10 protein-coding genes and 1 other annotated feature are annotated in these 12,203 nt (G+C 42.6%); all 10 genes read left to right on the forward strand.

Annotated elements, in window-relative coordinates:
• Nucleotides 1-112 precede the first annotated feature (112 nt).
• The 10 genes from nusG to rpsL all read left to right on the forward strand — a co-directional run bounded on the left by nusG (nt 113) and on the right by rpsL (nt 12,179).
• Entirely contained in the window at nt 113-646 is a 534-nt protein-coding gene (nusG, locus tag NST18_RS00550; protein ID WP_004888641.1) for a transcription termination/antitermination protein NusG, read from the forward strand.
• A gap of 151 nt (nt 647-797) precedes the next feature.
• Entirely contained in the window at nt 798-1,223 is a 426-nt protein-coding gene (gene rplK, locus NST18_RS00555) for a 50S ribosomal protein L11 (RefSeq protein WP_003397643.1), read from the forward strand.
• Nucleotides 1,224-1,326: 103 nt separating this feature from the next.
• Nucleotides 1,327-2,028, forward strand: coding sequence for a 50S ribosomal protein L1 (rplA, locus tag NST18_RS00560; RefSeq protein WP_004888645.1), 702 nt, complete (start codon nt 1,327-1,329; stop codon nt 2,026-2,028).
• A gap of 52 nt (nt 2,029-2,080) precedes the next feature.
• Nucleotides 2,081-2,226: a sequence feature (ribosomal protein L10 leader region), on the forward strand.
• Nucleotides 2,227-2,268: 42 nt separating this feature from the next.
• Nucleotides 2,269-2,769, forward strand: a complete 501-nt coding sequence (rplJ, locus tag NST18_RS00565) for a 50S ribosomal protein L10 (RefSeq protein WP_004888648.1) — start codon at nt 2,269-2,271, stop codon at nt 2,767-2,769.
• A 45-nt stretch (nt 2,770-2,814) separates the two neighbouring features.
• Entirely contained in the window at nt 2,815-3,180 is a 366-nt protein-coding gene (gene rplL / locus NST18_RS00570) for a 50S ribosomal protein L7/L12 (RefSeq protein WP_003397647.1), read from the forward strand.
• An 87-nt stretch (nt 3,181-3,267) separates the two neighbouring features.
• Nucleotides 3,268-3,867 carry a class I SAM-dependent methyltransferase gene (locus tag NST18_RS00575; RefSeq protein ID WP_004888651.1) on the forward strand — a complete coding sequence of 200 codons (600 nt, stop codon included), beginning with the start codon at nt 3,268-3,270 and terminating at the stop codon, nt 3,865-3,867.
• Nucleotides 3,868-4,073: 206 nt separating this feature from the next.
• Nucleotides 4,074-7,634 (forward strand): DNA-directed RNA polymerase subunit beta, encoded by a 3,561-nt coding sequence (rpoB, locus tag NST18_RS00580; protein WP_004888653.1) that lies wholly within the window; start codon nt 4,074-4,076, stop codon nt 7,632-7,634.
• 49 nt (nt 7,635-7,683) lie between these two features.
• A complete protein-coding gene (rpoC, locus tag NST18_RS00585; RefSeq protein WP_004888655.1) occupies nt 7,684-11,283 on the forward strand; it encodes a DNA-directed RNA polymerase subunit beta' in 3,600 nt (1,199 codons plus the stop codon).
• A 122-nt stretch (nt 11,284-11,405) separates the two neighbouring features.
• Nucleotides 11,406-11,654 carry a 50S ribosomal protein L7ae-like protein gene (locus tag NST18_RS00590; protein WP_004888656.1) on the forward strand — a complete coding sequence of 83 codons (249 nt, stop codon included), beginning with the start codon at nt 11,406-11,408 and terminating at the stop codon, nt 11,652-11,654.
• 102 nt (nt 11,655-11,756) lie between these two features.
• Nucleotides 11,757-12,179: a 30S ribosomal protein S12 gene (gene rpsL, locus NST18_RS00595; protein WP_003397652.1), complete on the forward strand. Its 423-nt coding sequence runs from the start codon at nt 11,757-11,759 to the stop codon at nt 12,177-12,179.
• Nucleotides 12,180-12,203: the final 24 nt, after the last annotated feature.

The following is a 12,203-nucleotide window of genomic DNA, read 5'->3' on the forward strand; positions in this document are numbered from 1 at the left end:
ATATCCATGGTATAATGAAAGATAACAAACAAGAAATAAAGCCCGGTGACGGGTTTTTATTTTGCCTAAAAAAGATTTGTTTAGGGAGGGAAGGACGATATCGTCCCATCAAATGGAAAAGAATTGGTATGTTATTCATACGTATTCGGGTTATGAAAACAAGGTAAAAACAAACTTAGAAAAACGTGTTGAGTCGATGGGCATGCAAGATAAAATTTTTCGCGTCGTTGTGCCTGAGGAGGAAGAAACAGACACAAAAGGTGGCAAAAAGAAAGTTGTCAAAAAGAAAGTTTTTCCAGGTTACGTCCTTGTTGAAATGATTATGACAGACGATTCTTGGTATGTCGTTCGTAATACTCCAGGGGTAACAGGGTTCGTTGGTTCAGCTGGTGCCGGATCTAAACCGACGCCGCTTCTTGAAGAAGAAGTTTCCGCGATTTTAAAACGGATGGGCGTTGATTTAATTGATTTGGATTTTGATTTTGAATTAAATGAAGCAGTTCGTATTAAAGAAGGTCCATTTGCGAATTTTGTTGGAACGATCCAAGAAATCGAAATGGATAAGCAAAAAGTAACTGTGCTCGTTGACATGTTCGGGCGTGAAACACCAGTAGAGCTTGACTTTTCGCAAATTGAAAAAATATAATAGTAAACAACTTGCAAATGAGCAAGAAAAGTGATAATATTTTAAGGTCAGTATGTCTCAATCATTGAGACGAATGCGATGATTGTTTTTATATATGGAGTGGGAGGGAACATCCCTAATACCACATCACGGACTTAAGGAGGTGTGTCTCGTGGCTAAAAAAGTAATTAAAGTTGTCAAATTGCAAATTCCTGCAGGGAAAGCGAATCCAGCACCACCAGTCGGTCCAGCATTAGGTCAAGCTGGTGTTAACATCATGGGATTCTGTAAAGAATTCAACGCTCGTACAGCTGATCAAGCAGGTTTAATTATTCCTGTTGAAATTACGGTATATGAAGACCGTTCATTTACATTTATTACGAAAACTCCACCTGCTGCTGTATTACTTAAAAAAGCGGCTGGTATCGAGTCTGGTTCTGGTGAGCCAAACCGTAATAAAGTGGCAACAGTAAAGCGCGACAAAGTGCGCGAGATTGCTGAAACAAAAATGCCAGACTTAAACGCGGCGAGCATTGAAGCAGCTATGCGCATGATCGAAGGAACAGCGCGCAGCATGGGTATCGTCATCGAAGACTAATGAAGATCTGGCTGGAGAAGGTTGCGGAAGCGAACTATATAGTTTTCGCAACCTTTATTCGTGGGAGGTCTTTCCGTTAAAACCACAAAAGGAGGAAATGAACATGCCGAAAAGAGGAAAACGTTACTTAGAGGCAGCGAAGTTGATTGATCGCTCAAAAGCATACGCTGTGCAAGAGGCGATCGAATTAGTGAAAAAGACAAACGTTGCAAAATTTGATGCAACAGTAGAGGTTGCTTTCCGTTTAGGAGTTGACCCGAAGAAAGCGGATCAACAAATTCGCGGTGCGGTTGTATTACCACACGGTACAGGTAAAGTACGCCGCGTATTAGTGCTTGCAAAAGGTGAAAAAGCGAAAGAAGCAGAAGCAGCAGGTGCAGATTATGTAGGTGATACAGATTACATCAACAAAATTCAACAAGGTTGGTTTGAGTTCGATGTGATCGTTGCAACTCCTGATATGATGGGTGAGGTAGGTAAAATCGGTCGTATTTTAGGACCAAAAGGTTTAATGCCAAACCCTAAAACAGGAACAGTTACATTTGACGTGGCGAAAGCGGTTAATGAAATTAAAGCTGGTAAAGTAGAATACCGCGTTGACAAAGCAGGAAACATCCACGTGCCGATCGGTAAAGTATCATTTGATACTGAAAAATTGGTAGAAAACTTCGCAACAATCTATGAGACAATCTTAAAAGTGAAGCCAGCAGCGGCGAAGGGCACATACGTGAAAAACGTAACAGTCGCTTCAACAATGGGACCTGGCGTAAAAGTAGATCCTTCTACAGTTGCTGTTTCTAACTAATTATAGATATTGACTTTTTAGAAACGCTTTAGTATACTATTCATTGTTTGAAAAACGAATATCATTTGTACCGTAGACAGTAGGTGCCTCATATAGGCTTAATTTCCTACCGAGGTGTTGAGACTCATAAATAAGTGCATCTTGCACTTTTCGGGGGCCTCCATGTCTGCGTTGACATGGAGGTTTTTTATTGAACGGTATAAGTGGTGTCGAAACTCAACTTCTACAGGAGGTGTTGACATGAGCAGCGTACTTGAACAAAAGCAGCAGCTAGTAGCGGAGATTGCTGAAAAGCTTCGCGCGAGCAAATCAACGATCATTGTTGATTATCGCGGCTTAAATGTCGCTCAAGTTACAGAGCTTCGTAAGCAACTTCGCGAAGCGGGCATCGAGTTCAAAGTGTACAAAAATACATTAACTCGTCGTGCTGTTGCTGAGTTAGGATTAGAAGGTTTGGATGAAACATTAACAGGTCCGAATGCGATTGCATTCAGCAATGATGATGTCGTTGCTCCTGCAAAAATTTTAAACGAATTCGCGAAAAAGAACGAAGCGTTAAAAATTAAAGCAGGTATCATCGAAGGTAACGTAGCGACACTTGAAGAAGTTAAGGCGCTTGCAGAGCTCCCATCTCGCGAAGGCTTGCTCTCTATGTTGCTTAGCGTTCTTCAAGCACCAATCCGCAACTTTGCGCTTGTTACAAAAGCGGTTGCTGAGAAGAAAGAAGAACAGGGCGCTTAATTTTCAAATTGCCTAAAACTAAAATATTAAGGAGGAAGATCGATCATGACTAAAGAACAAATCATTGAAGCGGTTAAAAATATGACTGTTTTAGAATTAAACGACTTAGTAAAAGCAATCGAAGAAGAATTTGGTGTAACTGCTGCTGCTCCTGTAGTAGTTGCTGGTGGTGCTGCTGCTGGTGCTGCTGCTGAAGAAAAAACTGAATTCGACGTTATCCTTGCAGATGGCGGCGCGCAAAAAATCAAAGTTATCAAAGTTGTACGCGAACTTACTGGTCTTGGCTTAAAAGAAGCAAAAGACTTAGTAGACAACACTCCAAAGCCAGTTAAAGAAGGCGTTTCTAAAGAAGAGGCTGAAGAAATCAAAGCGAAACTTGAAGAAGCTGGCGCGAAAGTTGAAATTAAGTAATAAAGTAAAGAAGCTCGCTCAAAACGGCGAGCTTCTTTGTGTTTTTATGTGCATTCGTTTACAATAAAGGAAAGAGAGGTGAGAGTGATGGGTGATCACTACTATACGGAGCGACCTGTGGTAGAAAGTAAGCCGTTTCAATGGGCGTATATGTTACGAGGTCATCAGTTTTTATTTACCGTTGATCAAGGTGTGTTTTCAAAAAAAGAAGTCGATTTCGGTTCCCGACTACTAATTGAAACATTCGTGGAACCAAATGTGAGTGGAAATATTCTTGATGTTGGTTGTGGATACGGGCCAATCGGTTTGGCGCTAGCGAAAGATTTTCCTCATCGAATGGTACATATGATCGATGTAAATGAGCGAGCGATTGAATTGGCTAAGAAAAACAAACAGCAAAATGACATTGAAAATGCTGAGATTTACATAAGCAACTTATTTGATCGAGTAGAAGGGAAGTTTGCTGCAATTGTGACAAACCCGCCGATTCGTGCAGGAAAAGCAGTCGTTCATTCCATTTTCGAGCAAAGTGCGAACTACTTGCTTTCTGGTGGTCAACTATGGGTTGTCATTCAAAAGAAACAAGGTGCCCCATCCGCTTTGGAAAAGTTAAAAACGATTTTTGATGAAGTTGATGTTGTGGAAAAGAAAAAAGGTTACTTTATTATTCGAGCAAAAAACGCTTGACGCTCGATTTTCAGTATGATACCATTATAAAATGCTAAATGTGTATTTTTTTAGTTTACGTATGCTGTGTATGTATGTATAATTTTAGTTTTAAAGGAAAAACTTATAAAATATATAATAGGTCAAACATGTGGTTTTCTTATAAGAAACCATTTCTTTTTTGTCTGATGACAAGTTATTAATGTTTGATTTGAGGGGTGAATCAGTTGACAGGTCAACTAGTTCAATACGGACGACACCGCCAACGAAGAAGTTATGCGCGCATTAGTGAAGTGTTAGAACTACCAAACTTAATCGAAATTCAAACTTCTTCTTACCAGTGGTTTCTCGACGAAGGATTGCGTGAAATGTTTCAAGATATTTCACCGATCGAAGATTTTACAGGGAATTTGTCACTAGAATTTATTGATTACAGCTTAGGAGAACCAAAGTACTCTGTCGAAGAGTCAAAAGAACGCGACGTTACATACGCAGCACCGCTTCGGGTGAAAGTACGCCTAATCAATAAAGAAACAGGTGAAGTAAAGGAACAAGATGTATTTATGGGAGATTTCCCGTTAATGACAGAAACAGGCACGTTCATTATTAATGGTGCTGAACGCGTTATCGTTTCTCAGCTTGTTCGTTCACCGAGCGTATATTATAGCGGAAAAGTAGATAAAAACGGAAAACGTGGCTTTACAGCTACCGTTATTCCAAACCGCGGTGCATGGCTTGAATATGAAACAGATGCAAAAGACGTTGTGTACGTTCGCATTGATCGTACGCGTAAATTGCCCGTGACCGTGTTATTGCGAGCGTTAGGTTTTGGTTCAGACCAAGAGATTGTCGATTTACTTGGTGATAACGAGTATATTCGTAATACGTTAGAAAAAGATAACACAGAAAGTACAGAAAAAGCGTTGCTTGAAATTTACGAACGGTTACGTCCAGGGGAGCCGCCTACCGTTGAAAACGCAAAAAGCTTGCTCATCTCTCGTTTCTTTGATCCAAAACGATACGATTTAGCAAGCGTTGGTCGTTATAAAATTAACAAAAAGCTCCATATTAAAAACCGTTTATTCGGTCAACGTTTAGCAGAAACGCTCGTTCATCCAGAAACGGGTGAAGTGATTGCTGAAAAAGGAACGGTTCTTGATCGGAGAACGCTCGACCGCATTTTACCTGAGCTCGAAAAAGGGATCGGTATACGTAAATACCAACCGCTTGGGGGCGTTGTCGAAGATGAGTTTGCTTTGCAAGCAATCAAAATTTATGCTCCAAACGATCCAGATGGCGAAAAAGTCATCACAGTCATTAGTAATGGGTATATTCCAGAAACAGTAAAACATATTACACCTGCAGATATTATTGCATCTATTAGCTACTTCTTTAACTTATTGCATGGCGTCGGCGATACAGACGATATCGACCATTTAGGAAATCGTCGACTTCGTTCTGTCGGGGAGTTGCTGCAAAATCAGTTCCGGATCGGTCTTTCGCGCATGGAGCGCGTCGTTCGTGAACGGATGTCCATTCAAGATACAAACACAATTACACCACAGCAACTCATTAATATTCGTCCGGTCATTGCGGCTATTAAAGAATTTTTCGGAAGCTCGCAGTTGTCGCAATTCATGGATCAAACGAACCCACTGGCCGAATTGACACATAAACGTCGTCTTTCTGCGCTTGGTCCGGGCGGTTTAACGCGTGAACGTGCTGGTTTTGAAGTGCGTGACGTTCACTATTCACACTATGGTCGCATGTGTCCGATCGAAACGCCAGAAGGTCCGAACATCGGATTAATTAACTCGCTTTCGACATACGCAAAAGTGAATAAATTTGGCTTTATTGAAACACCTTATCGTCGTGTTGATCCTGAGACAGGAAAAGTAACGGATCAAATTGATTATTTAACAGCGGATGAAGAAGACAATTACGTTGTGGCTCAAGCAAACGTTCTGATTGCGGAAGATGGGACGTTTTTAGAAGAGAACGTTGTTGCTCGTTTCCGCGGTGAAAACATTGTCGTTAAACGTGATCGTGTCGATTATGTAGACGTTTCACCAAAGCAAGTCGTATCCGTAGCTACAGCGTGTATCCCATTTTTAGAAAACGATGACTCCAACCGTGCACTTATGGGTGCGAACATGCAACGTCAGGCTGTTCCACTTATGCAACCGGAAGCTCCAATCGTTGGTACAGGAATGGAGTATGTGGCAGCGAAAGACTCTGGTGCTGCAGTCATTTGTAAGCATCGCGGAATTGTTGAGCGAGTCGAAGCGAAAGAAATTTGGGTACGCCGTTTAATCGAAGTCGATGGAAAAGAAGTCAAAGGTGACTTAGATAAATATCGTCTGTTGAAGTTTGTTCGTTCAAACCAAGGAACGTGCTACAATCAACGCCCGATTGTTAAAGCTGGTGACATTGTAGAGAAAGGTGAAATTTTAGCTGACGGTCCATCGATGGAAAAAGGCGAGTTAGCACTTGGTCGCAACGTGCTTGTTGCGTTCATGACATGGGATGGATACAACTACGAGGACGCGATTATTATGAGCGAGCGTCTCGTGAAAGACGATGTGTATACATCGATTCATATCGAGGAATACGAATCTGAAGCGCGCGATACAAAGCTCGGTCCGGAAGAAATTACGCGCGATATTCCAAACGTTGGTGAAGATGCGCTTCGTAACTTAGATGAACGCGGTATTGTCCGCATCGGTGCAGAAGTAAAAGATGGAGACTTGCTTGTTGGTAAAGTTACTCCAAAAGGTGTTACGGAGTTAACTGCAGAAGAGCGCCTATTACATGCTATCTTTGGCGAGAAAGCACGTGAAGTTCGAGATACATCTTTACGCGTACCACATGGTGGGGGCGGAATCGTTCTTGATGTCAAAGTGTTTACTCGCGAAGACGGCGATGAGTTGCCGCCAGGTGTAAACCAACTTGTCCGTGTATACATTGTACAAAAACGGAAAATTTCCGAAGGTGACAAAATGGCAGGACGCCATGGGAATAAAGGGGTTATTTCTCGTATTTTACCTGAAGAAGATATGCCGTTTTTACCAGATGGCACACCAGTTGACATCATGTTAAACCCATTAGGTGTACCTTCGCGTATGAACATCGGGCAAGTGCTTGAGCTGCATCTTGGAATGGCGGCGAGAAAGTTGGGTCTTCATGTCGCTTCGCCTGTATTTGACGGTGCTCGTGAAGAGGATGTATGGGCAACGTTAGAAGAGGCGGGAATGGCACGCGATGCGAAAACCGTTCTATACGACGGACGGACTGGAGAAGCGTTTGACAACCGTGTTTCTGTCGGTATTATGTACATGATTAAGCTTGCGCACATGGTTGACGATAAACTGCATGCTCGTTCGACAGGTCCGTACTCACTTGTTACGCAACAACCGCTTGGCGGAAAAGCGCAGTTTGGTGGTCAGCGTTTCGGTGAGATGGAAGTATGGGCGCTTGAAGCATACGGTGCAGCTTATACGTTGCAGGAAATTTTAACTGTCAAATCAGATGATGTCGTTGGTCGCGTGAAAACATACGAGGCGATTGTGAAAGGCGAAAACGTTCCAGAACCAGGCGTTCCTGAATCGTTCAAAGTGTTAATTAAAGAGCTACAAAGCTTGGGTATGGACGTCACAGTTTTATCAAGTGATGAAAAAGAAATTAGTATGGAAAACTTTGGGGAAGATGATGACGTTCAACCAGTTGACATCATCCCACCTACAGATGAGTCAGCCAAAGAAGATGACGGCGTTGTTGTAAAAGAATAGCGTGTTGACATAAGGGTAAAACCTGGATACTAAAAGGGAGGTAGGCCCCTTGTTAGATGTGAATAAGTTTGAATATATGAAGATCGGACTCGCTTCACCCGAGAAAATTCGTTCTTGGTCGTATGGTGAAGTTAAAAAACCAGAAACGATTAACTATCGAACATTAAAACCAGAAAAAGATGGACTGTTTTGCGAACGCATTTTTGGTCCGACGAAAGACTGGGAATGTCATTGTGGAAAATATAAGCGCGTTCGTTATAAAGGTGTCGTTTGTGACCGATGCGGTGTCGAAGTCACACGTGCAAAAGTTCGCCGTGAGCGCATGGGTCATATTGAACTAGCAGCCCCTGTTTCACATATTTGGTACTTTAAAGGAATTCCTAGCCGCATGGGACTTGTCTTAGACATGTCCCCTCGCGCGCTAGAGGAAGTCATTTACTTTGCATCTTACGTTGTGACGGATCCAGGCGATACGCCGTTAGAAAAGAAGCAATTGCTTTCTGAAAAAGAATATCGCGCGTATCGCGAGAAGTACGGAAATTCGTTTCAAGCTTCAATGGGTGCGGAAGCGATTAAAAAATTGTTACAAGACATCGATCTTGAAAAAGAGGTAGAAACGTTAAAAGAGGAATTGAAGACAGCACAAGGACAACGTCGTGCTCGTACGATCAAACGTCTTGAAGTGCTTGAAGCGTTCCGTAACTCTGGTAACGATCCTTCCTGGATGATTTTAGATGTACTACCGGTTATTCCGCCTGAGTTGCGCCCGATGGTACAGTTAGACGGTGGTCGTTTTGCGACATCGGACTTGAACGATTTATATCGTCGTGTCATTAATCGAAACAACCGTTTAAAACGTCTATTAGATCTTGGGGCGCCGAACATTATCGTTCAAAACGAGAAACGGATGCTTCAAGAGGCGGTTGATGCGTTAATTGATAACGGTCGCCGTGGCCGTCCGGTTACAGGCCCAGGAAACCGTCCGTTGAAGTCGCTTTCCCATATGTTAAAAGGAAAGCAAGGTCGTTTTCGTCAAAACTTGCTCGGTAAGCGCGTTGACTACTCTGGTCGTTCCGTTATCGTTGTCGGTCCGAACTTGAAAATGTATCAATGCGGATTACCGAAAGAAATGGCGCTTGAGTTGTTTAAACCGTTCGTTATGAAAGAATTAGTAGAGCGTGGCTTAGCACATAACATTAAAAGTGCGAAGCGAAAAATTGAGCGCGTCCACCCAGAAGTTTGGGATGTTTTAGAATCTGTCATCAAAGAGCATCCGGTGTTATTAAACCGCGCACCGACCCTTCACCGTCTCGGTATTCAAGCTTTCGAACCGACGCTTGTAGAAGGGCGTGCGATTCGATTACATCCACTTGTATGTACGGCATACAACGCCGACTTCGACGGTGACCAAATGGCTGTGCACGTACCACTTTCAGCAGAAGCACAGGCGGAAGCACGTCTACTTATGCTTGCGGCACAAAACATTTTGAACCCGAAAGACGGAAAGCCAGTCGTTACGCCTTCACAAGACATGGTTTTAGGAAACTACTACTTAACGATGGAACGAGAAGGTGCAATTGGAGAAGGAATGGTCTTTAAAGATACGGACGAAGCGCTGTTAGCTTACCATAATGGCTATGTTCATTTGCATACACGCATCGCCGTTCATGCCGGTTCGTTGAAAAACGAAACGTTTACAGAAGAGCAAAATAATAAGTTGCTGATCACGACAGTTGGAAAGTTAATCTTCAATGAGATTTTGCCGAAGTCATTCCCATATATTAATGAGCCGACGCAAGAGAACATTGAAGAACGAACGCCGGATAAGTATTTCTTAGATAAAGGTGTGAACGTGAAAGAAGAAATCCGTAAGCTCGAACTCGTTCCACCATTTAAGAAAAAAATTCTTGGTAACATCATCGCGGAAGTGTTTAAACGTTTCAAAATTACAGAAACATCTAAAATGCTTGACCGCATGAAAGATCTTGGCTTTAAGTACTCAACAAAAGCCGGTATTACAATTGGTGTCGCGGACATTGTTGTCTTGCCTGAAAAACAAGAAATTTTAGAAGAAGCACAAGCAAAAGTTGACACGGTATTAAAACAATTTAGACGCGGTTTAATTACTGATGAAGAACGTTATGAGCGTGTTATTTCGATTTGGAGTGCGGCGAAAGATAAAATTCAAGGTCGCTTAATGGAATCGCTTGATAAACGAAATCCAATTTTCATGATGAGTGACTCTGGAGCCCGTGGTAACGCATCGAACTTTACGCAACTTGCTGGTATGCGTGGATTAATGGCAAACCCAGCTGGACGTATTATCGAGCTTCCGATTAAATCTTCATTCCGCGAAGGTTTAACGGTACTTGAGTACTTCATTTCAACACACGGTGCGCGTAAAGGTCTTGCGGACACAGCGTTAAAAACAGCGGACTCTGGTTATTTAACACGTCGTCTCGTTGACGTTGCACAAGACGTCATTATTCGCGAAGACGACTGCGGCACAGATCGTGGTACGTTAATTCGTGCATTAAAAGATGGTACGGAAGTGATCGTGAAGCTTGAAGATCGTCTCATTGGACGTTATGCACGAAAAACGGTAAAACATCCAGAAACAGGCGAAGTGCTTGTGCGTGAAAACGAAATGATCACAGAAGACATCGCAAACGCCATTGTCAAAGCGGGTATTGAAGAAGTGTGGATTCGTTCTGCATTTACATGTAATACGCGACACGGTGTATGTAAAAAATGTTACGGACGCAACTTGGCAACAGGTGCGGAAGTTGAAGTTGGTGAAGCGGTCGGTATTATCGCAGCCCAATCGATCGGTGAACCAGGTACACAGCTCACGATGCGTACGTTCCATACTGGTGGGGTAGCAGGAGACGATATTACGCAAGGTTTACCGCGTGTACAAGAGTTGTTTGAAGCGCGTAATCCAAAAGGTCAAGCCGTCATTTCAGAAATTGATGGTGTTGTTGTGGCGATTAACGAAACGCGTGACCGTCAACGTGAAATTGTTATTCAAGGCGAAGTCGAGACACGTACGTATACAGCTCCTTACAGCGCTCGCTTGAAAGTGCAAGAAGGACAGAAAGTTGAGCGTGGTCAAGAACTAACAGAAGGCTCAATTGACCCGAAAGAGTTGTTGAGAGTCAAAGACATGAATGCTGTACAAGAATACTTGTTGCGTGAAGTACAAAAAGTATACCGCATGCAAGGGGTAGAAATTAGCGATAAACATATTGAAGTCATGGTTCGCCAAATGCTTCGTAAAGTTCGCGTCATCGATGCAGGCGATACAGACTTGTTGCCAGGTACACTACTTGACATCCATCAATTTACGGATGCGAATACAAAAGTATTGATGGAGGGTAAACGTCCGGCGACAGCTCGTCCGGTGCTACTCGGAATTACGAAAGCATCGCTTGAAACAGATTCGTTCTTGTCTGCAGCTTCATTCCAAGAGACGACACGTGTCTTAACGGATGCAGCAATTAAAGGAAAACGTGACGAATTACTTGGATTAAAAGAAAACGTCATTATCGGTAAACTTGTTCCGGCGGGAACAGGTATGGCTCGTTACCGCAAAGTAAAGCCGATAATTAAAACAGCAAAAGACGAAGACGCTGTTACAACGAAATAATGATGAACCTATTGCTAGCATCGTTTGCTAGCAATAGGTCAAAAAATAGTTGACACAGCACGCAGAAAGTGATAGCATAATAAAGGTGTTCCGAAAACCTGTCACTTTGGAGGATATGTTACATGTCTTATGAAAAAGTCGCACAGGCGAAACAGATTATTGTAGGAACGAAACAAACAGTACGAGCTCTGAAAGATGGAAAGGTACATGAGATCGTGATTGCTGAAGATGCGGATGTAGCAATTATCGATAAAGTGCTAGAAGCAGCAAGAGAGGCAAATGTACCTGTTTGTAAAGTGGACTCGATGAAAAAGCTCGGGAAAGCATGTAAAATCGATGTAGGAGCGGCTGCTGTTGCGATCATTCGTTAAAAACTGTTTTTGTGGGTTTACTACAAAAACTTTGTTTTTGCATAAAAATGAGCCACCTGGATGTGTGGGCTTGAATTTGATTGTGAAGGGAGGAAATTTACCATGCCTACAATTAACCAGCTTGTACGTAAAGGTCGTACAAAAAAGGTAGTGAAATCTAAATCACCTGCGTTAAATAAAGGGTATAACAGCTTCAAAAAAGTTCAAACAACTGTTTACTCTCCGCAAAAACGTGGAGTATGTACACGTGTAGGTACAATGACACCAAAGAAGCCAAACTCTGCGCTTCGTAAATATGCCCGTGTACGTCTATCTAACGGTATCGAGGTAACTGCTTATATCCCAGGTATCGGTCATAACTTACAAGAACACAGCGTTGTATTAATTCGCGGTGGACGTGTAAAAGACTTACCAGGGGTACGTTACCACATCGTTCGCGGTGCTTTAGATACAGCTGGTGTGGCAAACCGTATGCAAGGTCGTTCAAAATACGGTGCGAAAAAACCAAAAGCAGCTAAGAAATAACATTTATCATTTCTCGCTGATTTT

The sequence above is a fragment of the Anoxybacillus sp. FSL W8-0104 genome, assembly GCF_038004465.1.
In the GTDB taxonomy this organism is placed as follows: domain Bacteria; phylum Bacillota; class Bacilli; order Bacillales; family Anoxybacillaceae; genus Anoxybacillus; species Anoxybacillus flavithermus_G.

Excerpts from the sequence above, each read along its gene's own strand:
- nusG (WP_004888641.1), top strand. The coding sequence starts at position 113 with ATGGAAAAGAATTGGTATGTTATTCATACGTATTCGGGTTATGAAAAC.
- rplA (WP_004888645.1), top strand. The coding sequence starts at position 1,327 with ATGCCGAAAAGAGGAAAACGTTACTTAGAGGCAGCGAAGTTGATTGAT.
- rplJ (WP_004888648.1), top strand. The coding sequence starts at position 2,269 with ATGAGCAGCGTACTTGAACAAAAGCAGCAGCTAGTAGCGGAGATTGCT.
- rplL (WP_003397647.1), top strand. The coding sequence starts at position 2,815 with ATGACTAAAGAACAAATCATTGAAGCGGTTAAAAATATGACTGTTTTA.
- NST18_RS00575 (WP_004888651.1), top strand. The coding sequence starts at position 3,268 with ATGGGTGATCACTACTATACGGAGCGACCTGTGGTAGAAAGTAAGCCG.
- NST18_RS00590 (WP_004888656.1), top strand. The coding sequence starts at position 11,406 with ATGTCTTATGAAAAAGTCGCACAGGCGAAACAGATTATTGTAGGAACG.
- rpsL (WP_003397652.1), top strand. The coding sequence starts at position 11,757 with ATGCCTACAATTAACCAGCTTGTACGTAAAGGTCGTACAAAAAAGGTA.